The 25,105-nt window shown below is 66.7% G+C and carries 22 protein-coding genes and 1 pseudogene; 11 read left to right on the top strand and 12 right to left on the bottom strand.

Annotation, left to right across the window (positions count from 1 at the left end; all coding sequences use genetic code 11):
* Window positions 1-4: 4 nt before the first annotated feature.
* Entirely contained in the window at window positions 5-1,378 is a 1,374-nt protein-coding gene (locus ACFVIV_RS26080) for a flavin-containing monooxygenase (protein WP_379200618.1), read from the bottom strand.
* A gap of 116 nt (window positions 1,379-1,494) precedes the next feature.
* On the opposite strand from ACFVIV_RS26080, the gene ACFVIV_RS26075 reads away from it, so the two are divergent.
* The gene (locus tag ACFVIV_RS26075; RefSeq protein WP_379200617.1) at window positions 1,495-2,127 is read left to right on the top strand and encodes a TetR/AcrR family transcriptional regulator; all 633 of its coding nucleotides are present in this window, start codon (window positions 1,495-1,497) and stop codon (window positions 2,125-2,127) included.
* A 21-nt stretch (window positions 2,128-2,148) separates the two neighbouring features.
* On the opposite strand, the gene ACFVIV_RS26070 is transcribed toward ACFVIV_RS26075, so the two are convergent.
* Complete coding sequence (locus ACFVIV_RS26070) at window positions 2,149-2,556, bottom strand: nuclear transport factor 2 family protein (RefSeq protein WP_379200615.1); 408 nt, start codon at window positions 2,554-2,556, stop codon at window positions 2,149-2,151.
* A gap of 142 nt (window positions 2,557-2,698) precedes the next feature.
* Here ACFVIV_RS26070 and ACFVIV_RS26065 point away from each other — a divergent pair, with 142 nt between their 5' ends.
* Window positions 2,699-3,088 carry a hypothetical protein gene (locus ACFVIV_RS26065; protein ID WP_379200614.1) on the top strand — a complete coding sequence of 130 codons (390 nt, stop codon included), beginning with the start codon at window positions 2,699-2,701 and terminating at the stop codon, window positions 3,086-3,088.
* Between the two features lie 11 nt (window positions 3,089-3,099).
* Here ACFVIV_RS26065 and ACFVIV_RS26060 read toward each other — a convergent pair whose 3' ends face one another.
* Window positions 3,100-4,305, bottom strand: a complete 1,206-nt coding sequence (locus tag ACFVIV_RS26060) for a helix-turn-helix domain-containing protein (protein ID WP_379200791.1) — start codon at window positions 4,303-4,305, stop codon at window positions 3,100-3,102.
* 466 nt (window positions 4,306-4,771) lie between these two features.
* Here ACFVIV_RS26060 and ACFVIV_RS26055 point away from each other — a divergent pair, with 466 nt between their 5' ends.
* Both ACFVIV_RS26055 and ACFVIV_RS26050 read left to right on the top strand, forming a co-directional pair.
* The gene (locus ACFVIV_RS26055; RefSeq protein WP_379200612.1) at window positions 4,772-5,095 is read left to right on the top strand and encodes a hypothetical protein; all 324 of its coding nucleotides are present in this window, start codon (window positions 4,772-4,774) and stop codon (window positions 5,093-5,095) included.
* A 124-nt stretch (window positions 5,096-5,219) separates the two neighbouring features.
* Window positions 5,220-5,477: a three-helix bundle dimerization domain-containing protein gene (locus ACFVIV_RS26050; protein ID WP_379200610.1), complete on the top strand. Its 258-nt coding sequence runs from the start codon at window positions 5,220-5,222 to the stop codon at window positions 5,475-5,477.
* Here ACFVIV_RS26050 and ACFVIV_RS26045 read toward each other — a convergent pair.
* Genes ACFVIV_RS26045 through ACFVIV_RS26025 form a run of 5 tightly spaced genes read right to left on the bottom strand, consistent with a single transcriptional unit; the run spans window position 5,474 to window position 12,957 of the window.
* Window positions 5,474-6,079 (bottom strand): maleylpyruvate isomerase N-terminal domain-containing protein, encoded by a 606-nt coding sequence (locus ACFVIV_RS26045; protein ID WP_379200608.1) that lies wholly within the window; start codon window positions 6,077-6,079, stop codon window positions 5,474-5,476. The genes ACFVIV_RS26050 and ACFVIV_RS26045 overlap by 4 nt on opposite strands.
* 27 nt (window positions 6,080-6,106) lie before the next feature.
* Window positions 6,107-6,841 (bottom strand): respiratory nitrate reductase subunit gamma, encoded by a 735-nt coding sequence (narI, locus tag ACFVIV_RS26040; RefSeq protein WP_379200606.1) that lies wholly within the window; start codon window positions 6,839-6,841, stop codon window positions 6,107-6,109.
* The gene (gene narJ / locus ACFVIV_RS26035) at window positions 6,838-7,518 is read right to left on the bottom strand and encodes a nitrate reductase molybdenum cofactor assembly chaperone (RefSeq protein ID WP_379200604.1); all 681 of its coding nucleotides are present in this window, start codon (window positions 7,516-7,518) and stop codon (window positions 6,838-6,840) included. Before narJ ends, narI begins: the two co-directional genes overlap by 4 nt.
* On the bottom strand, window positions 7,515-9,236 hold the full coding sequence (gene narH / locus ACFVIV_RS26030; protein WP_379200602.1) for a nitrate reductase subunit beta: 1,722 nt from the start codon (window positions 9,234-9,236) through the stop codon (window positions 7,515-7,517). The genes narJ and narH overlap by 4 nt, the downstream gene beginning before the upstream one ends.
* 10 nt (window positions 9,237-9,246) lie before the next feature.
* Window positions 9,247-12,957: a nitrate reductase subunit alpha gene (locus tag ACFVIV_RS26025; RefSeq protein WP_379200600.1), complete on the bottom strand. Its 3,711-nt coding sequence runs from the start codon at window positions 12,955-12,957 to the stop codon at window positions 9,247-9,249.
* Between the two features lie 439 nt (window positions 12,958-13,396).
* On the opposite strand from ACFVIV_RS26025, the gene ACFVIV_RS26020 reads away from it, so the two are divergent.
* Window positions 13,397-13,834 carry a YdeI/OmpD-associated family protein gene (locus tag ACFVIV_RS26020; protein WP_379200598.1) on the top strand — a complete coding sequence of 146 codons (438 nt, stop codon included), beginning with the start codon at window positions 13,397-13,399 and terminating at the stop codon, window positions 13,832-13,834.
* A gap of 113 nt (window positions 13,835-13,947) precedes the next feature.
* Here the strand turns inward: ACFVIV_RS26020 and ACFVIV_RS26015 are convergent, their stop codons facing one another.
* Window positions 13,948-16,260 carry an arylsulfatase gene (locus tag ACFVIV_RS26015; RefSeq protein ID WP_379200596.1) on the bottom strand — a complete coding sequence of 771 codons (2,313 nt, stop codon included), beginning with the start codon at window positions 16,258-16,260 and terminating at the stop codon, window positions 13,948-13,950.
* A gap of 99 nt (window positions 16,261-16,359) precedes the next feature.
* Between ACFVIV_RS26015 and ACFVIV_RS26010 the strand changes: the two genes are divergently transcribed.
* From ACFVIV_RS26010 to ACFVIV_RS25990, 5 genes are all read left to right on the top strand, one after another.
* Window positions 16,360-17,940 carry an ABC transporter substrate-binding protein gene (locus ACFVIV_RS26010; protein WP_379200594.1) on the top strand — a complete coding sequence of 527 codons (1,581 nt, stop codon included), beginning with the start codon at window positions 16,360-16,362 and terminating at the stop codon, window positions 17,938-17,940.
* On the top strand, window positions 17,937-18,896 hold the full coding sequence (locus ACFVIV_RS26005) for an ABC transporter permease (protein WP_379200592.1): 960 nt from the start codon (window positions 17,937-17,939) through the stop codon (window positions 18,894-18,896). Before ACFVIV_RS26010 ends, ACFVIV_RS26005 begins: the two co-directional genes overlap by 4 nt.
* On the top strand, window positions 18,890-19,702 hold the full coding sequence (locus ACFVIV_RS26000; protein WP_379200789.1) for an ABC transporter permease: 813 nt from the start codon (window positions 18,890-18,892) through the stop codon (window positions 19,700-19,702). Before ACFVIV_RS26005 ends, ACFVIV_RS26000 begins: the two co-directional genes overlap by 7 nt.
* Window positions 19,699-21,330, top strand: a complete 1,632-nt coding sequence (locus ACFVIV_RS25995; RefSeq protein WP_379200590.1) for a dipeptide ABC transporter ATP-binding protein — start codon at window positions 19,699-19,701, stop codon at window positions 21,328-21,330. The genes ACFVIV_RS26000 and ACFVIV_RS25995 overlap by 4 nt, the downstream gene beginning before the upstream one ends.
* A gap of 256 nt (window positions 21,331-21,586) precedes the next feature.
* Window positions 21,587-22,369 carry a helix-turn-helix domain-containing protein gene (locus ACFVIV_RS25990; RefSeq protein WP_379200589.1) on the top strand — a complete coding sequence of 261 codons (783 nt, stop codon included), beginning with the start codon at window positions 21,587-21,589 and terminating at the stop codon, window positions 22,367-22,369.
* Window positions 22,370-22,373: 4 nt separating this feature from the next.
* On the opposite strand, the gene ACFVIV_RS25985 is transcribed toward ACFVIV_RS25990, so the two are convergent.
* Window positions 22,374-23,015 (bottom strand): DUF6907 domain-containing protein, encoded by a 642-nt coding sequence (locus ACFVIV_RS25985; RefSeq protein ID WP_379200587.1) that lies wholly within the window; start codon window positions 23,013-23,015, stop codon window positions 22,374-22,376.
* Window positions 23,016-23,309: 294 nt separating this feature from the next.
* Here ACFVIV_RS25985 and ACFVIV_RS25980 point away from each other — a divergent pair, with 294 nt between their 5' ends.
* Window positions 23,310-24,146 (top strand): helix-turn-helix domain-containing protein, encoded by an 837-nt coding sequence (locus tag ACFVIV_RS25980; protein WP_379200585.1) that lies wholly within the window; start codon window positions 23,310-23,312, stop codon window positions 24,144-24,146.
* Here ACFVIV_RS25980 and ACFVIV_RS25975 read toward each other — a convergent pair.
* Window positions 24,115-24,933: an alpha/beta fold hydrolase gene (locus tag ACFVIV_RS25975; protein ID WP_379200583.1), complete on the bottom strand. Its 819-nt coding sequence runs from the start codon at window positions 24,931-24,933 to the stop codon at window positions 24,115-24,117. The two genes, ACFVIV_RS25980 and ACFVIV_RS25975, sit on opposite strands and share 32 nt — an antisense overlap.
* A 78-nt stretch (window positions 24,934-25,011) precedes the next feature.
* Window positions 25,012-25,105: pseudogene (locus ACFVIV_RS25970) on the bottom strand (1,4-dihydroxy-2-naphthoyl-CoA synthase); the annotation flags it as partial.

The raw sequence follows: 25,105 nt of genomic DNA, 5'->3' as shown, positions 1-25,105 counted from the left end.
GCCCTCAGTTTCGGACTTCGGATACCGCGCGCGCCGGCACCGGCAGCGCGTGGCCGTAGGTGGCGGCGCGCTTGGCGCCCCGGGCCATTTCGCGTTGCAGATCCCGCACGTAGGGCTCGAATTCGATCTGGATGGTGTGGCGCGGCGAGTCGTAGTAGCGGCCGGTGCGGGTCTGCTCGGCCTGCGCGACGGTCTCGAGCATCTCCGTCTGCGACGGCAGGCGGTAGTTGCCGGTCAGATATGCGGCCACCAGCTTGGACTGCTGCTCGGCGAAGTTCACCAGCGTCGGCAGCGGCTGTGCCAGGCCCAGGTAGAAGAGATTGTCGATGCCGGGCTTGACCATCTGCTTGAAGAGCGGCAATCGATTCCGCGCATCGGGCACCAGTTCCGAATCGGTGAAGAACGGGAAGCTGATGTGATAGCCGGTGGCGCACAGCACCACGTCGGCCTCTTCCACGCTGCCGTCGGCGAAGTGCACCTTGTCGCCATCGAGGCGCGTGATGGCGGGTTTGAAGGTGATGTCACCGCAGCCGGCCCGGTGCAGGAACTCCTCGCTGGCCGAGGGATGCGCCTCGAACGGCAGGTGATCGGGCTTGGGCAGCCCGTAGTCCTCCATATGACCGCGGTTCTTGACCACGAAGCGCTGCTTGAGTTTCAGCCCGAGCTTGGGCGGCATCCACGCCGGCATGGAGCGCTTGTCGCCGACCTGGCCGTTGACGTATTTCGGCAGCACCCACACGCCGCGGCGGGCGGACAGGTAGAACTTCGAGGCGATGAACCGCTGCGACAGTTCGGTCGCGATATCCAGGCCCGAATTGCCCATGCCCACCACGACGATTCGCTTGCCGCGCATATCGATCGGATCGAACGGGTCGTTGTAGGCGTGCGAATGCATGAGGACGCCGTCGAATTCGCCCGGGTAGTCGGGCATCCGGGGATCCCAGTGGTGGCCGTTGCAGACCAGCAGCACATCGTAGGTCTCGGTGCGGCCGGTGTCGGTGGTGATCACCCACAGGCCCTCGGCATCGCGCTTGGCCTCGATCACCTTGGTGTTGAAGATGATCCGGTCGCGAATGCCGAAATGATCGACATAGTCCTGAAAGTACTGGTGCAGCTGCGAGTGATGCGGAAAGTCCGGCCACTCGTCGGGAGCCGGGTAGTCCTCGAAAGCCAAACGGAACTTCGACGTGTCGATGTGCAGGCTCTGGTAGCAGGCCGACATCCCATTGGGGTTCTTGAAATACCAGTTGCCGCCCACCTCATCGGAAGCTTCGTAGCAATCGAAGGGAATGCCGTACTCGGCCAGCCGTTTCGCGACGGTGATGCCGGAGGGACCCGCGCCGATGACGCACACCCGGGGCAACTCACGTGTATCCAATTCACTCTCCCTGTTCGGCGCCGGGATTCGATCCCCGCCGGACGTGACCTGGCACACACGCTAACACTCACTAGACACTGTGTCTAGTGAATGAACGTACGTCTATTATCGACCTCATGCAGACCGAACAGGCCCCCGACGCCGGCCGGCGCACCTCCCTGCGCGACGAGCAGAAGCGACTCACCCGCAGCCGCCTCATCGAGGCCGCCAAACAGCTGTTCACCACCCAGGGCTACGCCCCCGTCCGCGTCGACGACATCGCCGCCGCCGTCGGTTGCAGCCGCGCCACCTTCTATCTGCATTTCACGGGCAAGCCGGATGTGCTGCGCGCCATCGCTGAACAGGGCACCCTGCCCAGCGTCCAGCACTTCTACGAGGACCTGGACCACGTGCTCGACACCGGATCACGCGAGGAATTCGCGGCCTGGATGCGCCGCGCCATCGAATGGTTCCAGGAGTACAAGGACCTGCTCCCGGCCTGGGACGAGGCCACCGCCCTCGAACCCGAATTCCGCGAGGTAGCGCGCGAGGGCATCATGTCCCTCCCGAATGTGATGACCTCGTACCTGTCCCGCTGGCCCGCCGACCGCCAGGAAGAGGCCCGGCTCCGCATAGAGCTACTGGTAGCTCAACTCGAACGCTTCTTCACCCGCTGGGCCATGCAGGGCACCATCGACGTCTCCGCCGAAGAGGCCGCCACCGTCCTCACCGACATCTGGTTCCCCGCCCTGCAAACCCCCGGAGCCTGACACCCGGCGGATCGACGCCCCTCAGCCGAGGGGCGTCGTCCGAGCCGGCTCCAGCTCCCAGAATGCCCGAAGCGCAACAATTTTCCCCTCGCCGTTCACGCGATAGGTGGCAACCAGATCCACCTCGACGGCCACCTCACCCCGGGCACTGCGAATCGTCCCCGTGAACGCTGCCTCGTCCCCGCAGGCGAAGGAATCCGTCCACCGAAAGTCGATCTCACTGGGGGCAATAGCCTTGTCCCAGAACGCCGCAATGGCATCCCGCCCGAAATGCCCTTGACCGGCCGGGTCATACGGCGACACCCCGATCGGATCCTCCACCCGGGCATTGTCAGCGAACAGCCCCAGCCACTCGTCCTTCCGCTTCTCCCGCACCGCGGCCTGAGACGCGAGCCCGGCGACGCGGGCAGGATGAGCAGCCGAAGTCATGTCGCCATCCTGGCCCGCACCCTGCCGCACACCCGTCCGGGTTCCGGCCACCGGGCGGCGGATTCGAGTCATCGGCACCCGCTCTTGCGGTATGGTTTCGGGCCACCCCCGACGGTGGTTTCTGCGTAGGACAATGGGCGATATGGGTGCCATTTCTCGCGAGGCTCTCCACGATGCCCTGAAGGACGCTTGGTCCGCTGATACCAGCGCCTCTTCGGATTGGACAGAGCAGAACAGGGCGAAAGGCCAATGCGCCGTGACGGCGTGTGTGGTGCAGGACTACCTTGGCGGCGAAATCCTCAACACGGTCGCGACTCTGCCCGGCGGTAAAACGGTCTCCCACTACTTCAATCTCATCGATGGCAAGAACGTCGATCTGACCGACGAGCAGTTTCCCTCGGGGACCACCTTCACCGAACCAAAGCCCAAGCATGGCAAGTACGCGTCAACCCGCGACTACTGCTTGTCGAACGACCACACGAATCAGCGATACGAGGTACTCCGTGTCCGGGTCGCGGAACGCATGCGATAACGGAGGCAGCTTCATCGGTCCGTCCATCGCTCGAAGAATTCCTGTACCTCCGCCACGGATACGTGATGCCGCAGGTCGTCGGCGATCCCGTTCAGGGCGGTCTGCAGCCTGGTCGAAGCGACCTTGCTGATCTCGTCGAAGTTCTCGTTGAGCAACTCGCAGCCTTCCCCGAAGGCCCCTGCTCGAACATGGTTCTGGGCCAGGCGGATCTGCCAGGCCGTCCGTTCGCGTGGGTACATCGCCGTGCCGTCGATCGCGGCGACGAGGTAGGTCGCCGCCACTCGGTGATCGCCGAGCCGCATGAACGAGAGTCCTGTAAATCCGCTGAGCTGAGCTTCGGCCAGGTGATCGAGATACGTCGGATCGTGGCCTCGCGTGGATTCGTAGGCTCTGTGCGCTCGGTTGACTGCGGCTATCATTGCCTGCCGATCATTCAATACGCTGTGGGCTTCGGCCTCGCGGATGGCAGCCAGGGCGCGCAGCTTCGGACCGCCCTCGCGCCGTGCCGCCAGTTGCGCGGCTTCGGCCAACCGGACACCCTCCTGCGGCCGCGTGCCTTCTCGGTACGACAGCAAGCAGGCATTGATCCATGCGTGCGCAGCGGCAATACCATCGCCCGTCGTGGTCGCAGCCTGAGCCGCGTCGGCGTAATAGCGCTTCGCTTCAGCCCAGTGGCCAGCGTCGTAATGAACCCACCCCGCAACCGTCATCATCTCTGCGCCCGCGCTGGTCAGAGCCTTGCCGATGCTCTCGGTGTAACTGCCTGCGTCGAGAAGCTGCTCGACATACCGCACTTCGTTGGTCGCGATATCGCACAGCCGGTCACCGCCGGCCATCAGTTGGAGTCCGTGGATCTCGTTGATGCTGCGTACGATTCGCTCGATGTCGGTCGAGCCGACTTTGGATCCCGCCGATACCGGTTCACGAACCGCCGGGCTATTGCCGCCGGTCGCCGCGAATCCAAGTCCGGCAATTCCCGCCCTGAACAGCTGACGCCGCTGCACGTCCGCCTCCTCGCCTGCGTCCATCACCAGTATGGCTAGCGGGACCTGTAGGGCTTTCGCTATGCGCCTCAGAACTCGGACATCGTGAACGCCCGGACCGTCGTGCTCGAGTTGCGATACCGCGGGTTGTGTCAAGCGAACAATCGCGCCCAACTCTGCCTGCGTCAGGCCCAGGGACTTGCGGACCCGCCGAATGGTTTCACCGGTCGTCATAGCCACGCAGGACACCTCCGCTGCAAGGTATGGCAATGGATCTCAGTTGTGGACGGAATGTTGCCTGACAACGGGTTTCATGCTCGTACGCACCATATATGGAATTCCGTATAGCGGCGGCGGATCTGAGTATGTGCGGACGCGACGGATGGTATTCCGGCCGTACGGTACCTCCCATCGTTCGCACTACCCGAAAGGTGAGGTAGCCACCGATGGCGCTGACGGAGCAAGAGGCCAAGGTGTTGGGCACGCTGACCGGTCTCGACGCAACACACTCGGCCACAGTGTCGGAGTTGAGCCGACGTACCGGGCTAGGCGAGGGAGCCATCCGTCGGGCGCTGATGCGGCTGACGCGCGCTGGGCTCGCTACGAGTTCGCGTCAAGCGCCGACAAGGTGGCAATCCACTGACCGAGGGCGTAAAGCGATCATGCGGCCGCCGTACAGCGGGTTCGAAGTTGGTCGGTCATGACGAGCAAAGTGATCGGGTTCTTGGTAATCGAGCTGTCCGGGCCGGGACGTGAACAACACGAGGCCGAAATGCACCGTGAGGCAACGCGGTTGAATCGCTCTCTGACCATGATCGCGTACGCCGAGAAAATGAGTGACGCCGCGTTCGTACGGCTGCTCAACCTGGTCGACCGCGAGATGGCCGACCTCGTACTCGTGCCCAGCAGACCGCATCTCGGCTCTCTTGACCTGACTCCACTGGTCGAGAGAGCCGATGTGTACTGCCTCGATGACTCCGCGCAACACGCCGTCCACGCCCAGGATGTCGCAACGCCGACATAGGTCGTATCTCGTGACAGTGTTCACCCAGTATTCGTCTTCTGGAAAGCTCGTCCCGGTTACCCGATCAGGTAGGTGCGTTCGCGCACCACAACCATACGAACCGTGGAGTTCATCGGAGTTCACGATGACCGAATCGCCTGTGGGGCATGCTCAGCACGTTCGCGGGGAGATGCCGCTCGATCAGAAACTGGCCTTGGATGCGGCCGCTGCTCGTCTCGAGAAGGAATTCGCCGATCTGGTTGATCGGGCCACGATCGAGCGGCTGGTGACGTCGGCTTATGACCACTTCTCCAAGGGTGCCAAGGTGGAGACCTTCTTGCCGTTGCTGGCGGAGCGGTCGGCTCGGGATCACCTGAAGGAGATGGCCGAGGCCCGCGGTTAGCGCAGTACCGGGAACGGTGAGGTGGTGCTGCGGCCGGTGGCTGCCTCCAGGAGGGGGAGGGGATCGGGGACCGCCAGGACGATTTCGCAGGCTCGGGCTACGGCGGCGGGGGGAGCCGGGTCGCCGCCTACCGCGGCGATGAGGTCCAGGAGGTGGACGGTGGCTTCGACTACCGCTACCTCGAGGACGGCGCTGATGGTTACCGGGCCGATGACGTAATCGATGGTGCCGTCGGCGATGTCGATGTATTCGAAGCCGTCGGCGAGCATGGCGCGCATATTGTCGAGGAGGTCGGCGGGGGTGTGGGCGGCGGCTTCCGCGCGGGCGCGTTCGGCTACCGTGGGGGCGAGGGTTTCGGCGGGGCCGCCGGGGATGTTGAGGGCGCGCAGGACATCCGCGCCGGTGGTGGCTACCGGGGGTTTGTCGCTGCGGGTGGCCAGGAGTTTGCGGAAGGCGGTGCGGTCGGCGGCCATGTGGGCGTAGAGGTCGGTGACGGTCCAGTCGCCCAGGCGGGTCGGGGCGGACCATTGTTCCTTGGCGAGGTGCTCCCCGCGCTCGACCCAGGACTCGAACAACTCGCGAAGCAGTGTGCGGTCGGCCATGTTTCGAGGCTACCGCCGCGAACGGGACTACCGGGGCGGGACCACCGGGGCGTCCCAGGCGCGGGCGAAGCGGCGCTTGTCGGCGGCGTTGGTTTCCTTGCTGCGGTAGACGACGTAGGGGCGGACGAAATAGCCGATGGGGGCGCTGAACATGTGGACCAGGCGGGTGTAGGGCCACACGCCGATCAAGGCCAGCACGATGAGGCCGTGGGCCTGGAAGGTCCAGGGGGTGCCGACCATGAGTTCGGGCTCGGGGTGGAGAGTGAAAAGGCTGCGGAACCACGGGGATACGGTTTCGCGGTAGTTGTAGGTGCCCCACAACAGGTTGCTGCCGACGGTGTTGAGCAGGCCGGTGATCAGCGCACCGGCCAGCAGCGCGTACATGAACTTGTCGTTGGCGGTGGTGGCCTTGCGGACGGCGGGCACCGTGACGCGGCGATACAGCAGGATGGCGATGCCGAGGATGACCGCGACGCCCGCGACCGTTCCGGCCGAGACCGAGAGCAGGTGGTACGCGTGCTCGGAGATGCCGATCGCCGCGGTCCACGAGGCCGGGATGAGCACGCCGAGGACGTGCCCGCCGATGACGCCGAGCATGCCGAAGTGGAACAGCGGGCTGCCCAGGCGCAGCAGCCGGGATTCGTAGACCTGCGAGGATCGGGTGGTCCAGCCGAACTGGTCATTGCGGTAGCGCCACAGGTGGCCGAGCACGAACGAGGTGAAGGCCACGTAGGGCAGCGTCATCCAGAGGGTGGTGGTCATCTGCGGCCTTCCGATGCGGCGAAGGTCAGGGGGTCCATGGCGAAGGGCTCCAGGCCGACCTCTTCCTCGGGCGGACCCTGGGCGGCGAGTTCGGCAATGCGGCGGCGGTCGGCGGTGGTGACCGGCGGGAGCGTGGAAGTGATGGCGGCGAGCACACCGGAATAGGGGGAACCGCTGTCGGACAACGAGAGTCGCAGCAGTTCCAGCACCGGCACATGCTCGCCGAGCAGCCGTTCCCCGCCGATGGGATCGACGGTGGCGGCGAATTCCAGCAGCACCGCGAGGTGATCGGGCAGTTCGCTGTCGTCGAGCTCGACGCCGGCGTGCCGGTAGGCGTGCTTGAAACGCAGCAGCGCCATACCGCGTTTGCGGGTGTCGCCGTAGGCGTAGAAGGTCAGGTGCAGGCTGGCCCGGCGGCGCATGTCGAAGGTTTCGACGTACTGCTGGGCGAGCGCGATGGGGCCGGTGGCGCGCAGGTGGGCGAGGCAGCCCTCGAGGTGGCCGCGCACCGGTTCGGGCAGTTCGGCGACCGCGCTGCTCAGTTCATCGAGCATGGCCAGGGTCTGCTCGCCCGGATAGTCGAGCAGCAGGGCGGAGATCCGCCACACCAGCCGCCGGTCGCGGTCGTCCAGCGCGACAACGGGTTCGGGCCGCCGCCGCAGTTTCAGCAGGCTCATCGCGTCGCTCCGGTGGGCTCGGGCGCGATATCGGCGGCCGCGCCATCAACGGATCCGTTGTGCCCGTTGGTCCCGTTGCCATGATGGCCATTGGCGCCATTGCCATTGGCCGTTCCGCCGCCCGAGCCATTGCCATTGGCAGGCAGCAATCCCTTGGTGCTCTTGCCGTCCCAGTTCAGCAGGTTGACTCGATTCGACTTCTCCTCCGGCGCAGCGCCATTGGTATCGGTCAAATGGAACTTGTCCGCCATGTAGTCGAAGGCCGTCATGCCCGGTCCGCCGTCGGTGTCCAGACTGCATCCGGTGGCCAGCGAATCCAGTTCGTGCGCCCGCGAAGTCGCCCCGGACGGAATCACGTACCGATGCTCGTACTTGGCGATGGCCAGCAGCCGGTACATGGCCTCGATCTCTTCCGGCTCCAGCCGCACCGACTCCGGAATCGACATATCCGGTTCCTGCCCGAGGTTGATCGACCGCATGAACGACCGCATGCCCGCCAGCCGCTGCAACGACGCCCGCACCGGCCCGAGCTCACCCGCGGTGAACAGTTCGGCCAGGTACTCCAAGGGAATTCGCAGCGCGTCGATGGCCCCGAACAGGTTGTTCACGTTCTCGCCGTCGTGCCCGGTCTCGGTGAGCACATCCACCACCGGCGACAGCGGCGGCACGTACCAGACCATCGGCATGGTCCGGTATTCCGGATGCAGCGGCAACGCGATCTGATAGTCCACGATGAGCTTGTAGACCGGCGAATCCTGTGCCGCCTGAATCCATTCCGGCGAGATACCGGCCCGCTCGGCCTCAGCGATCACGCGCGGGTCGTGCGGATTGAGGAACACCCCGAGCTGCGCGGGATACAGATCCTTGTCATCCTCGACCGACGCCGCCTCCAGCACTGCGTCCGCGTCGTAGAGCATGACGCCGATATAGCGCAGCCGCCCGACGCAGGTCTCCGAGCACACCGTCGGAATGCCGACCTCCACGCGCGGGTAGCAGAAGGTGCATTTCTCCGCCTTGCCCGTCTTGTGGTTGAAGTAGATCTTCTTGTACGGGCAACCGGTCACGCACTGCCGCCAGCCGCGGCACTTGTCCTGGTCGACGAGCACGATGCCGTCCTCGGACCGCTTGTAGATCGCCCCGGACGGGCACGACGCCGCGCACGACGGGTTGAGGCAGTGCTCGCAGATGCGCGGCAGGTAGAACATGAAGGTCTCCTCGAATTCGAGTTTGACCTTGTCCGACAGCTTGGCCAGCAGCGGATCCTTGCCGACCTGTTCCGGCCCGGAACCCAGCGAGTCGTCCCAGTTGGCGCCCCAGGTGACCTTGGTGTCCTCGCCGGTGATGAGCGACTTGGGCTTGGCCACCGGCGTGGTGTCCATCTGCGGGGCCGACAGCAGATTGTCGTAGTCGTAGCTCCACGGGTCGTAGTAGTCCGACACCGTGGGCAGATCCGGGTTGGCGAAGATATTGAGCAGCCGCTTCATGCGCGACCCGGACTTGAGGGTGAGCCGACCCTTCTTGTCGAGGGTCCAGCCGCCCTTCCACTTCTCCTGGTCCTCATAGCGGCGCGGATAGCCCTGTCCCGGACGGGTTTCCACATTGTTGAACCAGACGTACTCGGTGCCGGCGCGATTGGTCCACGCCTGCTTGCAGGTGACGCTGCAGGTGTGGCAGCCGATGCACTTGTCGAGGTTCATGACCATAGCCAGTTGCGCCATGACTCTCATGTCAGTACTCCACTTCCTGCGAGCGCTTGCGAATGGTGGTGACTTCGTCGCGCTGATTTCCGGTGGGCCCGTGGTAGTTCAGGGCGAAGGCTTGCTGGGCGTAGCCGCCGATGAGGTGCGAGGGCTTGATCATGATGCGGGTCAGCGCATTGTGGATGCCGCCGCGTTTGCCCTTGCCCGCCTTGGTATCCGCCGCGCCCCCGGTGCTGTGCGCCGAAGTGCCTTCGATACGTGGCACGTTCACGGCGCGGTCCTGCGCGTGGTACATGAACACGGTGCCCTCGGGCATGCGGTGCGACACGATGGCCCGCGCAACGACGATGCCGTTGCGGTTGATGGCCTCGATCCAATCGTTGTCGGCCACACCGATCTTGGCGGCGTCCACCTCCGACATCCAGATGGCTTGCCCGCCGCGCGAGAGCGTGAGCATGTGCAGGTTGTCCTGGTAGGCGGAGTGGATGGACCACTTGGAGTGCGGCGTCAGATAGCGCACCGTCACCCCGTTCTCGTTCACCGACCCGATGCCGGGCTCACTGAACAAGGCGGTCATATCCAGCGGCGGCCGGTAGATCGGCAGCTGCTCACCGAGTTCGATCATCCAGTCGTGATCGAGGTAGAAGTGCTGCCGCCCGGTGAGCGTGTGCCAGGGCTTGAGCCGCTCGGTATTGATGGTGAACGGCGAATACCGTCGCCCGCCGGTCTCACTGCCCGACCATTCCGGCGAGGTGATGACCGGCACCGGCCGGGCCTGGGTGTCGGCGAAGGTGATTCGCTTGCCCTCGTGCTCGGCGGCCAGATCCGCGAGCTGGGTGCCCGTGCGCTGCTCGAGCGCGTGGAAACCCTCCACCGCGAGCCGCCCGTTGGTGGTGCCGGACAGCGCCAGAATGGCCTCCGCCGCGTGGACATCCTTGGCCAGCGACGGACGACCTTGTGCGACACCGGAAACCACGGTGCCGTTCATGCCCTTCAGGTATTCGACCTCGGCGTCGGGCAGCGTGGTGATGCCCTTGGTGGTGACGCCGAGGGTGTCCACGAGCGGTCCGAGCGCCGCCATCTTCTCGCCGACGCTCGGGTAGTCCCGCTCGACCATAACGAGTTTCGGCATGGTCTTACCCGGAATGGGCTCGCATTCGCCCTTCTTCCAGTCCAGCACCCGCCCGCCCGCCTGGGCGAGCGCATCGGCCGTATCGTGCTGCAACGGCACCGCGACAATGTCCTTGCGCTTGCCCAGATGCTTCTCGGCCATCCAGGAGAAGCCGCGCGCGATGCGGTGGAAGGCCTCGAAGTCGGTGCGCGCCTCCCACGGCGGGGAGATGGCCGGGGTGAAGGCGTGCACGAACGGGTGCATATCGGTGGAGGACAGATCGTGCTTCTCGTACCAGGTGGCGGCGGGCAGCACGATGTCGGAGAACAGCGTGGTGCTGGTCATCCGGAAGTCCAGGGACAGCAGCAGATCCAGCTTGCCGGTGGCGGCCTGGTCGCGCCATTCCAGTTCCTGCGGCCGCACGCCGGTGGCCTCGGCGGTCTGCAGGTTGGAGTCCGCGCCCAGCAGGTGCTTGTGGAAGTACTCGTTGCCCTTGCCGGAGGAGCCGAGCAGATTGGCCCGCCACACGGTGAGGACTCGCGGGAAGTTCTCCGGCGCGTCCGGGTCCTCGCAGGCGAAGCGCAGGTCACCGGATTTGAGCCCGTCCACGACATAGTCGGCCGCGGACCTGCCCGCCCGCTCGGCCTCGTCGGCCAGGTCCAGGGGATTGCGGTTGAGCGTCGGGTAGGACGGCATCCACCCCAGCCGCGAGGCCAGCGCGATATTGTCCGCGGCGGTCCGGCCCGCGAAGGTGCCCTCGCCGAGCGGGGAGGAGAACGCCTCGGAGGTGAACGGGTCGTAGCGCCACTGGTCGTTGGTGAGGTACCAGAACACGGTGCCCTGCATCTGCCGTGGCGGTCGTTGCCAGTCCAGGCCGAAAGCCAGTGTGGCCCAGCCGGTTACCGGCCGGCACTTCTCCTGCCCGACGTAATGCGCCCAGCCGCCGCCGTTCACGCCCTGGCAGCCGGTGAGCAGCGTGAGGGTGAAGAACGACCGGTAGATCTGATCGGAGTGGAACCAGTGGTTGGTGCCCGCGCCCATGAGAATCATGGACCGGCCCTTGGAATGCTCGGCATTGGCGGCGAATTCGCGGGCGATGCGCTCGGCCTGCTTGGCCGGCACGCCCGTGATGGTCTCCTGCCAAGCGGGCGTGTACGGCTCGCTCGCATCGTCGTACCCGGTGGGCCAGCTGCCCGGCAGCCCGGGCCGCGCCACACCGTATTGCGCGAGCAGCAGATCGAACACCGTGGTCACCCGCTTGCCCGCGACCACCGTGGTCGGCACGCCGCGGGTCAGTACATCGGCGCTGTCGCCGTCGAAACGGGGAAGCTGCACGGCCGCAGCGTCATCGGTGCGGCCGTGCAGGGTCAGCAGGGGGTCGACGCCCCCGAGGTCCAGATTCCACCGGCCCTTGCCGGCTTCGGTGAAGCGGTGTCCCAGTGCGCCATTGGGCACATTGGGGGCGCCGAACCTGTCGAGCAGCACGGTCTGGAATTCGACGCCCTCGCCGGTGTGGCCGAGATCGGCCGCGGTGAGGAACTTGCCGGGCACGCAGACGCCGTACTTCTCCTCGAGGGTGATGAGGTACGGCAGATCGGTGTACTTCTTGATGTAGTCGTCGAAGTACTCGGTGCTGCGGTCGACGAAGAACTCCTTGAGCACCACGTGGCCCATGGCCATGGCGAGCGCGGCATCGGTGCCGGGTCGCGCGGGCACCCATTCGTCGGCGAACTTGGTGTTGTCGGCGTAGTCGGGGGAGACCACCACGACCTTCTGGCCGCGGTAGCGGGCCTCGGTCATGTAGTGCGCGTCCGGGGTCCGGGTGACCGGGACATTGGAGCCCCACATGATGAGGTATCCGGCGTCGAACCAGTCGGCGGATTCCGGCACGTCGGTCTGGTCGCCGAAGACCTGCGGGGAGGCCACCGGCAGGTCGGCGTACCAGTCGTAGAACGACAGCATGGAGCCGCCGATGAGCGAGATGAACCGCGCGCCGACGGCATGGCTGACCATCGACATGGCCGGAATGGGGGAGAACCCGGCCACGCGGTCGGGTCCGTACTTCTTGATGGTGTAGACGTGGGCGGCGGCCGCGATCTCGGCGGCCTCCCACCATTCGGCGCGCACGAATCCGCCCTTGCCGCGCGCGGACTTGTAGGCCTTTGCCTTGTCCGCGTCCTCGACAATGGATTCCCACGCCAGCACCGGATCCTTGAGCCGCGTCTTGGCCTCGCGGTACAGCTCCAGCAGCGCGCCGCGCACATACGGATAGCGGATCCGCGCGGGCGAATAGGTGTACCAGGAGAACGAGGCGCCGCGTGGGCACCCGCGCGGTTCGTACTCGGGCTTGTCCGCGCCCACCGACGGATAGTCGGTCTGCTGCGATTCCCAGGTGATCACACCGTCGGAGACGTAGATCTTCCACGAGCACGAGCCGGTGCAGTTGACCCCGTGCGTGGACCGCACCACCTTGTCGTGCGCCCAGCGGTCGCGATAGAACTCGTCCGCGCCGCGCCCGCCCACCTTGTGCAGGGTGCGCAGATCAGCCGACACCTCACCGCGGTGGAAATATTTGCCCAGTCGGAGCAGTGCCTCTGCGGACGAAGACCCGGTCTGCGAGTTAGCCATGACGCCCCAATCGAGTGCGGAAAATGGGCTGCTTCGTCGACTGTAAGGACGTCGTTGCGGGCGTCAAAACGATTCTCTCACAGTGCGCTTGCCCCGGCTGTGAGTTGTGAGATCGCCGCAACCTGCCGGTCACTGCGGGATTGCGGCACCGTGCCCGATCTTGCGGGCCGACCTGCGATTACGTGTCCTGAACGCGTGAAACGGGCCTTTCGGAAGAGGTTTCGGCGGGGTTCCGGTGAAGCTTTGGAAACGGCTGGTTCTCCCGCGCTTTACATTTGTTAACACGTTTCGGGCGGTTGCCTGTACGCGCTTATCCGCCATCCCGGCAAACCTGTGACGCACGCCCCAAACACCTTCTTACCGCACTTCGACGGCATTAGCTGTCCGATCGCGGACCTATATCCCGCATCCTGTCGCTCGCCCCGAATAGGGTGCCGGCATGCAGCGATTCGAGGGCAGAATCCAGACGGCCAACGGCGGCGGCGCGTATATCCCCATTCCGCCCGATGTGGTGGCGGCCCTCGGCGGGGGCGGCCGCATTCCCGTGCGCGCCACCTTCGACGGCATCGCCTACGCCGGCTCCATCGTCACTATGGGCAACGGCCCGTGCCTCGGGTTGTTGAAGGCCATCCGCACCGAACTCGGCAAGGAGCCCGGCGACGCGGTCACCGTCACCGTCGAACGCGACACCGCCGAGCGCACCGTGGACGTCCCGGAGGATGTCGCGACCGCGCTCGCCGCGGCGGGCCTGCGCCCGGCCTTCGACGAACTGAGCTACTCGCGCCGCCGCGAACAGATCAATGGCATCGCCGAGGCCAAGCGCCCCGAAACCCGGGCCCGCCGCATCGCCAGACTTCTCGAGATACTCGCCGGCTGACCGTGTCCCACCGATCCGCGGCCGCTGTCCGGGTTCGCCGGTATCGCCGCCCTCGGGGTGCTCACCGCGGTGCGCGTCAATCGGGCGACGCGCGCCGCGCGGCCGGAGCGGTCCTACTCCGCGACCAGCTCCGCCTCCGAATCCAATGCTCGCTGAGCCTCTTCCGGGACGCCGACGGCTCCGGGTGAATAGGTGACGGAGCGCAGCGGTCCGGTGTAGCGGAAGACGCCTCGGCGCTCGCGCAGGTCCCAGGAGACCGGACCGCGGGCGTCGAGGCCGACCGAGATGCCGGTCCAGGGGGCCATGCCCACGAGCTGGACCTGGTCGAGGAGGTTGGCGGCGGGGACGCCGTCGACGCCGAGGGTGAAGTCCCAGCGCAGCTTCGGGCGGACGGTCGCGGAGAGGGTGAGGTGACGGGTGCCGGGCGGGATCAGCCCGGCGTCGACGGTGGTGTAGCGGCCATAGGCGTTGTAGCCGAAGAAGAGATGGTCGTTCTCGATATAGAGCAGGTAGCCGGCGAGGGTGTCGCCGTGGGCGACCAGGACGCCTTCATCGCCGCGGCGGTACGCGTCGAGTTCCACGGCAATGGTGAAGTCGCGGTAGGCGATCAGGCGCTGGGAGCGGTAGCGCTCCAGTACTGGCGTACCGGGCAGAATGCGGACGCGCTCGGTGAGGCGGGCTTCCTCGGGGCGACGCCGGGCCAGGTCCTGGCGGGTGATGAGCGGGAAAACCGTATTGCGCCAGGCGGCTTCGTCCCAGGCGGCGGCCAGCTCTGCGACCTTGCCGGGGAATCGCCCGGACAGATCGTGCAGTTCGGTCGGGTCGGTGCGGACATCGAAGAGCTGCCAGCGCGGATCGTCGATATCGCGGCCGGGCTCGTGCAGGGCCAGGAGTTTCCAGCCGTCGCGATAGAAGCCGCGATGGCCGGTCATCTCCGAATACTGCTCGGTGTGGCGGGATACGGCCGCTGGATCGCGGAGCACCTCCACCGCGGAGACGCCGTCGAACTCCTTGGCGGGCAAGCCGTTGCGGATGCTCGGCCGCTGCACTCCGGCGAGCTCGAGCAGGGTGGGCGCGAGATCGGTGACGTAGGTGTACTCCTGGCGGATGCCGGTGTCGGAGCCGGTGCGCGGCAGGCCCTTCGGCCAGGACAGGATGAAGGGCACGCGGACGCCGCCCGCGAAGGTCTGGCCCTTGTAGAAGCGAAAGGGCGTATTCGAGGCCTGGCCCCAGCCGCGGGGATAGTGGACGCCGAGCTTCGCGGTGCCGATGAGCTCGTCGTCGTGCGGGACGTCGCGCTCCCAGTCGGGCTCGTCGACCTGGGCGAATTGCGCGAAGTAGGTGCGGGTGCCCTCCGGCCCGCCCTCGGCGGTGCCGCCGTTGTCGGAGGTGAAGACAATGATGGTGTTGTCGAGTTCGCCGAACTGCTCGAGCGTGTCGACAATGCGGCCCAGGCTCTGATCGATGCTGTCGACCATGCCCGCGTACACCTCCATATAGTGTTCGAAGCGGGACTTCTGCTCGGGGGTGAGCGAATCCCATTCCTGGGCTTCATAACCCGGCTCGGTATTGCGCGGCTTCTGCTCGGTGCCCGCGGGGAAGAGCCCCTGCGCGAGCTGCGAGGCGAATCGGCTCTGCCGCAGGCGATCCCAGCCCTCCCTGTACTTGCCTCGATACTTGTCCCGATCCTCGGGCTTGGCCTGCAACGGCCCGTGCATGGCGGTGTGGGCGAAGTATAGGAAGAACGGCTTCGACGCGTCGTGGGCGCGCAGATCCTTGATGTAGCCGATGGCGCGGTCGGTGTAATCGTCGGTGAGGTAGTAACCCTCCGGATACTCGTCGATATTCACCGGCGAATTGTCGGAAACCAGCTGATTCGGATGGTAGAAGGAGTTCAGCCCCTCCAAAGACCCGTAGTAGCGGTCGAATCCGCGCCGGGTGGGCCAGGAATCGCGATCGGCCGCCGGGTGCAGCGTGGCATCGCGCACCAGATGCCATTTGCCGACGGCGTAGGTCGCATACCCGTTGGCGCGCAGTATCTCCGGCAGCGTCAGCACATCGTCCGCCAGCTCCAGCCGCAGCCCCGGATAGCCCGGATCCGCATTGGCGACGAATCCGAAACCCGCACGGTGCGAATTGATCCCGGTCAGCAACGCCGCCCGCGACGGCGAGCACAGCGGGGTGGTGTGGAAGTTGGTGAGCCGAATCCCGTTCGCGGCCAGCCGGTCCAGGACCGGGGTCTCGATCTCCGAGCCGAACGGCCCGATATCACTGAATCCCATGTCGTCGACGAGCACCACGATGATGTTGGGCGCGCCGTCCGGGGCCGTCGGCGGGTACACCCAGTCCGGCGTCGAATCCGCGGTGGTGCGTCCGATGGCGCCGGAGAAGTTCTCGTATCCACGAGCATGAGGAGGAACAGGCATCGTCCCAGCAAAGAGCCGAAAACGCCTGTCGGCGAGATTTTCACGCACGCTGCGGGAAATAGGTGTCATCGGCGGCGACCCTGATTACCGTCCCCGCCCATGCACAATCTGGATCGTCGTCGTTTTCTCCGCAGCTCCGGCCTGGCCGCTCTCGCCATCTTCGGCGGTGGGGCGCTGGCCGCCTGCACCTCGGCGGTGAACCAGCAAAACGGCGGCGGGGACGAGAACGCGCAGCCGGTGCGCGGGGGCACCCTGAAATACGGCGTGCTGGTGGATCTGGTCCCGGCCAATATCCTCACCAATACCGGGACCACGCCGTATGTGGTCGGACTCGTCTTCGAAACCCTGGTCCGCTATCCGCACGACAAGCTGGAACCGCAACCGCTGCTGGCGAAGAAGTGGACGCTGGCGCCCGACGGGCAGTCGATCACCCTGGAATTGCGCGATGACGTGAAATTCCACAGCGGACGCGCGTTCACGTCGAAGGACGTCGAGTTCTCGCTGCGGACCTACGCCGATCCCAAGTGGTCGGCGCAGCTCAAGAGCACGGCGGCCGCCATCACCGGATTCGACACCACCGATCCGCACAAGATCACGCTGACCTTCGCCCATCCGCTGGGCAATATCTTCGACCTGCTGGATACCGCGCCCATTCTGGACAGCGAATCCATCGAGCAGCTGGGCAGCGGCGAGAAGATCATCGGCACCGGGCCGTTCCGGTTCGTGCAGCGGGTCCCCAACTCGCAGTTGGTGTTCGAGAGGAATCCGGCGTACTGGGTGCCCGAACGCCCGTATCTGGATCGCGTGGAATTCACCATCATCCCGGACAACAATGCGCAGCTGAACGCCCTGAAGTCCGGTCAGATCCACTTCGCGGCGGACGGCATCACCTATCGCGATATCGAGAACCTCGCCAAGAACGACGCCTACTGCGCCATTACCTTCGAGGGCTCCGAGCTGCAGGTGTACGTCGGTGCGAACGTGCAGAATCCAGCCCTGTCGGATGTGCGGCTGCGGCAGGCCATCGCCTACGCCATCGACCGCGAGCGCATCATCAACGAGGTCTTCCGCGGTTCCGGATATCCGGCGAATCTGCCGTGGCCCAAGACATCTCCCGCCTTCGACGAAACCCGCAACACCCGCTACGCCCGCGATACCGCCAAGGCGAACCAGGTGCTCGCCCAGGTGCCGAAGCCGCCGAAACTGCCGCTGGCCTTCAGCTCCAATGTCGCCACCCATGAGGCGTCGGCACAGATCGTGCAGGCCAATCTCGCCGAGATCGGCATCGAGGTGGAATTGGTGCCGACCGAGAGCGCGACCTTCGTCAAACAGCTGATCGGGGCGCAGTTCCCGGGCCTGTGGATCACCGACCACTCGTGGGCGCAGTTCGTGCCGTCCACGCTCACCGTCAGCGCCTACCCCTTCAACGCGCGCAAGAACGCGTCCAAATACGAGTCGCCCGCCTATGTCGCGGCCGCCGACGCCGCCTGGAAGCTGCCGCAGGGCACCGGGCCGGATGCGGTCCGGGCCTATCAGGCGGTCAGTGATCAGCTGCTCGACGGCCTGTTCCTCATCGAGATCGGGGTCCGCTTCCCGCAGGGCGCGGCCACCCGCAAGCTGCACGATCTCGGCTGGACCAAGCGCCGCGAGATCCAGCTCACCGAGGCGTTCCTGGCATGACCGCGTATCTGCTGCGCCGCGTGCCGTCCGCGCTGGCGGTGCTGTTCGCGGCCTCGATACTGATCTTCCTGCTGCTGCGGCTGGTGCCGGGCGATCCGGCGACCACGCTGGCCGGACCGGACGCCACCCCGGAGACGATTGCCGCCATCCGCCATCAGCTGGGTCTCGACGCGTCGATTCCGGCGCAGTATCTGACCTGGCTGCAGGGTGTGCTCACCGGTGATCTCGGCCGCTCCTATGTGATCGGCGGGCAGATCGCCGATCTCATCGGGCGCGGGCTCACCAATACCCTGGTGCTCACCGCGTCGGCGCTGCTGCTGGCCGTGGCGGTGAGCCTGCTGGTGAGCGTCGCCTCCGTGCTGTGGGACAAGCGCTGGCTGAACGCGATTGTCGCCGCCGCGAATACAGTGGCCGTCTCGCTGCCGGTATTCGTGACCGGCGTGCTGCTGGTGCTGGTGTTCGCCGTCGCGATTCCGATCCTGCCCGCGGGCGGCGTCCCGCCGGACGGGTTCATCGCGCATCCGGATATCGCGGTGCAGTATCTGCTGCTGCCCTCCATCTGCCTGGCGCTGCCGGTGACGGCGGCGCTCACCCGGTTCCTCACCGAATCGCTGCGGACCGAATTGCGCAAGCCCTATGTGCTGACCGCGCGGGCGCTGGGTATCTCGCATCGGGAGATCGTCACCCGCGGCGCGCTGCGCAATGCGCTGCCCACCATGCTGACCGTGGTCGGCATCCAGACCGGGCAATTGCTGGGCGGGGCGGTGCTGGTGGAGGCCGCCTTCGCGTGGCCCGGCATCGGGCAGCTGATCGAGCAGGGCATCAATCGGCGCGACTATCCGGTGGTGCAGGCGCTGCTGCTGTTCTCGGTGGCGGTGTTCGTGGCCATCCAGCTGACCACCGATATCGTGCACGCCTACCTCGATCCGCGGATCCGGATCGGAGGACGATCGTGAGCGTTTCAGTGTTGCGCAGGGGGCAGGGACTGGCCGGGATCGTGCTGGTCGGCGTGATCGCCGCGGCGGGGCTCGCCGCCGGGCTGCTCGCGAAATATGATCCGCTGGTTCAGCTTCCGAACGCCAACCTGCTCGAGCCCAGCGCCGAGCACTGGCTCGGCACCGACAATGTCAACCGGGATCTGTTCTCGCGGGTGTTCAATGGGATTCGCGTCAATCTGGTCATCGCCTTCATCGCGGTGCCCATCGGCGCGCTGCTCGGCTCGCTGGCCGGGCTGCTGGCCAGCGTGCACGCGGTCGCGGATGTGATCGCACAGCGCATCTTCGACCTGATTCTCGCCTTCCCGGCGCTGATCTTCGCCATCGCGCTGGCCGCCATCACGGGGCCGGGCGCGCACGCGGTGATCATCGTGATCATCGCGGCCGAGATCCCCATCTTCGGCAGGCAGATTCGCACCGCGGTGCTGGCAGTGCGCGAGCAGCCGTTCGTGGAGGCGTCCGAGGTGATCGGCGCGGGCACCTGGTGGACGCTGCGAAAGCATGTGCTGCCCAATGTGATCGAACCGCTGTCGGTGCAGCTGGCGCTGTCCATGTCCATTGCCGTGTTCGTGGAGGCCGCCATGAGCTTCATCGGCATCGGGGTGCGGCCGCCGGACCCCTCGCTCGGCTCGATCATCGCCGAGTCCATCGCCAATCTGGACGCCAATCCGGCGTTCGCGGTGGGACCGTTGCTGGTCGTCTCCGGGCTGACGCTCGGATTCCTGTTGATCGCCCAGGCACTGGGCCGCGCCCGGAGGATCGGATGAGCGCCGATGACACCGCACCCCTGCTCGACATCCGGGACCTGGTGGTGACATTCGGCGACCGGACGGTCGTCGACGGCGTGAGCGTGCGGGTGCGGGCCGGGGAGACCGTCGCGCTGGTCGGGGAATCGGGATCCGGCAAGTCGCTCACGGCGCGGGCGGTGCTCGGACTGCTCCCCGACGGGGCCGTGGCCGCGGGATCCATCCGGCTCGGCGGCACCGAGATCGTGGGCGCGCCGGACGCGCAGTTGCGCCCGCTGCGCGGCGCCCGCGCCGCCATGGTGTTCCAGGAGCCGCAGACCGCGCTGAATCCGGTGCAGAGGATCGGGACGCAGCTCGTCGCGGCCCTGCGGGCGCACGGCGCGATCGACAAGGCGCGGGCCCGCGCACGGGCCATCGAGTTGCTTGCGATGGTGGATATTCCGGAGCCGGAACAACGCATCGATTGGTATCCGCATCAACTCTCCGGCGGGCAGAAACAACGCGTCGTGATCGCGCTGGCACTGTCGGGTGAACCGGATCTGCTGATCGCCGACGAGCCCACCACCGCACTCGATGTCACCGTGCAGGCCGAGATTCTCGAGTTGCTGCGAGATCTGCAGCGAAACAAGGGAACGGCCATTCTCTTTATTACCCACAACCTGGGCGTGGTGGCGGCCATCGCCGACCGGGTGGTGGTGATGCGTTCCGGGCGGGTGGTGGAAACCCAGCCGGTACACGATCTTTTTGTGAAACCCCGGGATTCTTATACTCGGACATTGCTCGATGCCGTTCCGGCGCTGCCGGATTCGGGGGATGGCGTCGAGCTGGTCGCCGCCGAGCCGGAGCCGGTTGCTGAACCGGTGCTGCGGATTACGGATCTGACCGTTGTATATCGGCGGCACCGCAAGAAATTCCGGGCCCTGCACGAGGTGTCGCTGACTGTCGGCCCGCGCGAGGTGATCGGTCTCGTCGGCGAATCCGGCTCGGGGAAGAGCACTCTCGGCCGTACGGCGCTGGGGCTGGTGCCGGCCACGGCCGGGGAGGTGGAGCTGCAGGGAATCTCGTTGCGCGGGCTCGGGCGGCGCGAGCTGCGCGGACTGCGCAAGCACGTGGCGCTGGTCCATCAGGACGTGACCGCCTCGCTGGATCCCCGCCGGACGCTGGCGGAGTCCATCGGCGAGCCCCTGCTCGTGCACCGGGCGGCCTCCGGTGCGCTGCTCCGCGCCAAGGTCGGTGACCTGCTCGAATCCGTCCGATTGCCGCGCGAGTACGCCGACCGGCGGCCGGGCGAGCTGTCCGGCGGGCAGCGGCAGCGGGTCGCGCTGGCCCGGGCGCTGGCCCTGGCGCCGCGGCTGCTGGTGGCCGATGAGCCCACCAGCGCGCTCGATGTGTCGGTGCAGGCGCAGGTGCTCGAGCTGTTCGCCGACCTGCGCGAGGAGTACGGCTTCGCCTGCCTGTTCATCAGTCACGATCTCGCCGTGGTGAACCGGGTCGCCGATCGCGTGGTGGTGCTGCGGCAGGGTCGCATGGTCGAGACCGGTCCCGCGAGTGCGGTTTTCCGCCGCCCGCGCGCGGAGTACACCCGCCGATTGCTGGCTGCCGTACCGGCGCCGACGCCCGCCGTGCGACCGCTCGCGCTGGGTGCGTGAGAGATCCGGAACAGCGCCGATGCCAGCGGAAAGGAAGCGATAGCCCCGGAAAAACTCGGCCTGCATACTACTTGGTCTTATGGGACGATTTCTCCCGCAGATACCGATAGGAGCATTCGGTGATACAGATAGGGACAGTCGTCGGCACCGAATCTCCCTGTCCGTTGTGGGAGTATCCACACCGAGTGTGAATGCGGCGGGGTCTCCAGGGGAGTTTCGAGACCCGTCGCCGGACATCTGAAGAAGGAGGACGGCGGTGGTCGCACATGCTGCGTACGGGCGGGATTCTCGGGGGTTGGAAGCGCCCACATTCGGTAATCTGCTCCGCCGCCTGCGTGACGACCGCGGGGTATCGCGGGAACGACTGGCCTTCAATGCCGGCGTAAGCGCAAGCTACATCACGCATTTGGAGAAAGGCGACCGCGGCAACCCGACCCGTGAAGTGGTGGAGGCGCTTACCAGATATCTCGATCGCCTCGATCCGCTCACCGGAGCCGATCGCCGGCAGCTGGGTGATCTGGCCGGACTCGGCCTCGACGAGTTGCCCACCGTCGACCAATTGCGCGCCGCCATCACCCCCGATATGGCGCAGGCGCTCACCCTGCACCGGCCGAATCTGGCCGCCTATGTCGACGTCCGAGCGAATGTCCTGGCCTGCAACGACAGCTGGGAGGACGCCTTCCCAGGCGCGGCCGCCGACGGCAATCTGCTGCGCTGGTTCTTCAGCAGCGAAACCGCCAAGCGCGTCATGGTGAATTGGGAATCCGATGTGCGGCAGGTGGTTCGCTGGATGCGCGGTCTCATGGGCCGCTCCGGCAATACCGCCGTATTCACCGACCTGATTCACGAACTCGGCCAATTCCCGAGTTTCCGCCAGGCCTGGGCCGAGGGCGGCGTCGAGTTCGCCCCGCACGTGTGGACGCTGCACCTGCGCAATCCGGTGACCGGATTGCGGCGCAAGATCTACGCCCAGGCCGGCCGGCTGGACGGAATCGACTATCCCGGGCAGCTGCTCGCGGTCCTGGGGCTGCCCGCCTGACGGCTCAGTCCGGTGGCGCGAGCCTGCCCTCCGCGTCGGCGGTATCCAGGTCGTCGGCGGCGTTCAGGTCGTCGGCGGCATTGAGCAGGGCCGCCGCCAGACGGCGCGCCTCGGCGCCGGTGAGCTCGGTCATCTCGTCGTCCCACACCGTCAGGCCCACCACCACGCGGCGCCCGGCGCGGGTGTCACCGGCGCACAGCTGCACCCGGACCTCGGCGCCGGAACGCAGTGGTCCCAGCACCGGCACCGTCCGCACCGGGCCGCAGTGCCATTGGTCGGACTCCGGATCCATTGCCTCGTCGTGCCATTCGCACCAGGGCGGGCACGGCGGTAGCATCCCGGCCGGCACTCGTGCCTCCCACAGATCCCCGACCGCGATGAGCGCGTCGGCGAGCCGCCGGGCCTGCGCCACGGTCAGCTCGGCATGCGCGCGGCTCGGCGCGACCAGATCGATCCAGCTGTGCCGCCGGCCGTCACAGTCGTGCGCATTGAGCTGCACGAAGAGCACGGGCAGTCCGAACCGCGCGGGCGCGCCCACCAGCACGGGTAATTCGTGGCCGCAATGCCGGCCGCCGTCGCCGGGCTCGAAGGGGTCCGGGTCGTCGTGCTCGACGCACCATGCGGGACATGGCAGGACCGTTCTCATATCGACCAATCTCTGACGCAATGCATCCGCGAGGGCTGGGCCCCCTTCGCGCAGCCCTCGCGGACGAGCCCCCGGCCGAATACGGGCGGGGCGACTGATGGGCGGTGATGGAGCAATCAGACCATTCGGTGTTCGAGGGGGTAAAGACGCCGGACGCACGCCGTGCAGAGGGACCTCTGGCCAGTGGGTGGACCGGGGAATCAGCGGGATCCACGCTGCCGCTTGGCTTTCCGTGGTGTCCGAGATCACACTCGGCCGCGCCGGGGATCGCCCGCGGCGGGTATTCTGCAGGCCGTGAACGCCGGCCACTCTGTCTCGGGGGGAGTCGGGGCCGACCGGCTGCTGGCCCCCAATCTCGCCGATTTCGTCCGCACCCACCGCACCCGCGCGCGGCCGGAGCATCCCCGTGGCCTCAGCCGCCCGGCCCTGGCCGGCATCAGTGACGTGAGCGCCAGCTATATCGCGCAGATCGAGCAGCGGGAGAAGACCGCGCCCAGTCCGGAAGTGGTGGACGCCATTGCCCGCGCGCTGGCGTTGACGCCGGCCGAGCGGCAGCACATGCACAATCTGTCCGCCCCGAAGACGCCCGGCCCGCGCACCCACGCGCCGCTGCCGGTGGCCGGCATGCGCGAGCTGATCACCGCCGATCTGCGCGCCGCCGCCGCGGATCTGAGCCCGCACCTGTCCGGCTACGTCGACGAGCGCTGGAATGTGCTGTGGGCCAACCAGGTCTACGACCGCGCCTATCCGCGACTGCTCGAGGTCGTGAACATCCTGGTGTGGTTCTTCCTCGTCCCCGAATCGCGCCGGGTGATGTTGGAGTGGGAGGACGAGGCCCGGCTCACGGTGAACTGGTTCCGCTGGCACATGGGCAGATATCAGAATCCGCAGTGGGCCCTGGATCTGCTCGACCGGCTCAGTTCCTGCGAGGCGTTCCGCACCATGTATCTGGCCGAGCGCGTCGATTTCGAGCGGCACCAGCCGTTGATGCACCTGCGCGATCCCGATACCCGCGAGCCCTACAGCGTGCGGGTGCGGATCACCGATGTCCCGGGCGTGGACGCGCCGTTCCAGTGGTTCATCGGAATCCGGCAGCCGTTCAACGGGCCGCCGGGGTTGCTTGCCGACTGAGGAATCCGCCGATCGCCGCATTGACCAGGTCCGGAGCCGTCCAGTTCGCGGCGTGCCCGGCGCCCGGAATCGTCACCACCGGATCGGCGCCCGGCAGTCCCGCCGCCAGTGCGGCGGATTTCCCGGCCGTGCTCGCCGCATCGGTCTCACCGCGCAGCACCAGTGCGGGGCAGGTGATCTCGGGCAGCCGATCCAGGATGGACTCCCGCGTCGTGAGGCAGTCGGCGGCCGCCGTGATGGCGGAGCGGTCACTGGCGGCCCATTTCGCCCGCCATGGCGCTTGATCGGCCGCGGTGCCGCCGATCAGGCCCGGCGCCAGATTGTCCGCCAGCGCCGTGATCGGCACCTCCGGATTGGTCCAGGCGTCGAACAACCGGCGGTACTCGGCCTGCTGCTCCGCGGACGAGGCGCTGGCTTCGGTATCCAGGAGGAGCAGTGCGCCGACCCGTTCCGGGGCCAGCAGGGCCGCGCGCAGGACCGCGTATCCGCCCTGCGACATCCCGCCCAGGATCGCCCGGTCCACGCCGGCGGCATCCATGACCGCCAGCAGGTCGCGGGCGGAGTCCCAATAGGTGAACGAGCCGCCCGGATCGGTGACGGTAGTGCCGCCGTGCCCGCGGGCATCCCAGCACAGCACCCGGAAACCCTTGGCCTCCAAGTACTCCGCCTGCGGTGCGAACATCGACAGATCCATGAAGAATCCATGGCTCAACACCACTGCGGGCCGCGTCCGATCACCGGAATCGGTGTAGAACACGCGGGCCCCATCGGTACTGACGTACGGCATGGCCCGTAGCGTAGCCGCGCGTTCGGCCGGCTGTCGCGGCCCGGAAGGCACTCTGTGCAGAGGTCGTCCCGGGCCGGATCAGAAGTACCAGGGGTAGGGCTTCCAGTCCGGGTCGCGTTTTTGCAGGAAGGCGTCGCGGCCTTCGACGGCTTCGTCGGTCATGTAGGCCAGC

This window comes from Nocardia sp. NPDC127526, from assembly GCF_042672265.1.
Lineage (GTDB): Bacteria > Actinomycetota > Actinomycetes > Mycobacteriales > Mycobacteriaceae > Nocardia.
This window is presented reverse-complemented; position numbering and strand designations above follow the sequence as displayed.

Excerpts from the sequence above, each read along its gene's own strand:
- ACFVIV_RS26075 (WP_379200617.1), top strand. The coding sequence starts at position 1,495 with ATGCAGACCGAACAGGCCCCCGACGCCGGCCGGCGCACCTCCCTGCGC.
- ACFVIV_RS26070 (WP_379200615.1), bottom strand. The coding sequence starts at position 2,556 with ATGACTTCGGCTGCTCATCCTGCCCGCGTCGCCGGGCTCGCGTCTCAG.
- ACFVIV_RS26065 (WP_379200614.1), top strand. The coding sequence starts at position 2,699 with ATGGGTGCCATTTCTCGCGAGGCTCTCCACGATGCCCTGAAGGACGCT.
- ACFVIV_RS26060 (WP_379200791.1), bottom strand. The coding sequence starts at position 4,305 with ATGACGACCGGTGAAACCATTCGGCGGGTCCGCAAGTCCCTGGGCCTG.
- ACFVIV_RS26055 (WP_379200612.1), top strand. The coding sequence starts at position 4,772 with ATGACGAGCAAAGTGATCGGGTTCTTGGTAATCGAGCTGTCCGGGCCG.
- ACFVIV_RS26050 (WP_379200610.1), top strand. The coding sequence starts at position 5,220 with ATGACCGAATCGCCTGTGGGGCATGCTCAGCACGTTCGCGGGGAGATG.
- ACFVIV_RS26045 (WP_379200608.1), bottom strand. The coding sequence starts at position 6,079 with ATGGCCGACCGCACACTGCTTCGCGAGTTGTTCGAGTCCTGGGTCGAG.
- narI (WP_379200606.1), bottom strand. The coding sequence starts at position 6,841 with ATGACCACCACCCTCTGGATGACGCTGCCCTACGTGGCCTTCACCTCG.
- narJ (WP_379200604.1), bottom strand. The coding sequence starts at position 7,518 with ATGAGCCTGCTGAAACTGCGGCGGCGGCCCGAACCCGTTGTCGCGCTG.
- narH (WP_379200602.1), bottom strand. The coding sequence starts at position 9,236 with ATGGCGCAACTGGCTATGGTCATGAACCTCGACAAGTGCATCGGCTGC.
- ACFVIV_RS26025 (WP_379200600.1), bottom strand. The coding sequence starts at position 12,957 with ATGGCTAACTCGCAGACCGGGTCTTCGTCCGCAGAGGCACTGCTCCGA.
- ACFVIV_RS26020 (WP_379200598.1), top strand. The coding sequence starts at position 13,397 with ATGCAGCGATTCGAGGGCAGAATCCAGACGGCCAACGGCGGCGGCGCG.
- ACFVIV_RS26015 (WP_379200596.1), bottom strand. The coding sequence starts at position 16,260 with ATGCCTGTTCCTCCTCATGCTCGTGGATACGAGAACTTCTCCGGCGCC.
- ACFVIV_RS26010 (WP_379200594.1), top strand. The coding sequence starts at position 16,360 with ATGCACAATCTGGATCGTCGTCGTTTTCTCCGCAGCTCCGGCCTGGCC.
- ACFVIV_RS26005 (WP_379200592.1), top strand. The coding sequence starts at position 17,937 with ATGACCGCGTATCTGCTGCGCCGCGTGCCGTCCGCGCTGGCGGTGCTG.
- ACFVIV_RS25995 (WP_379200590.1), top strand. The coding sequence starts at position 19,699 with ATGAGCGCCGATGACACCGCACCCCTGCTCGACATCCGGGACCTGGTG.
- ACFVIV_RS25985 (WP_379200587.1), bottom strand. The coding sequence starts at position 23,015 with ATGAGAACGGTCCTGCCATGTCCCGCATGGTGCGTCGAGCACGACGAC.
- ACFVIV_RS25975 (WP_379200583.1), bottom strand. The coding sequence starts at position 24,933 with ATGCCGTACGTCAGTACCGATGGGGCCCGCGTGTTCTACACCGATTCC.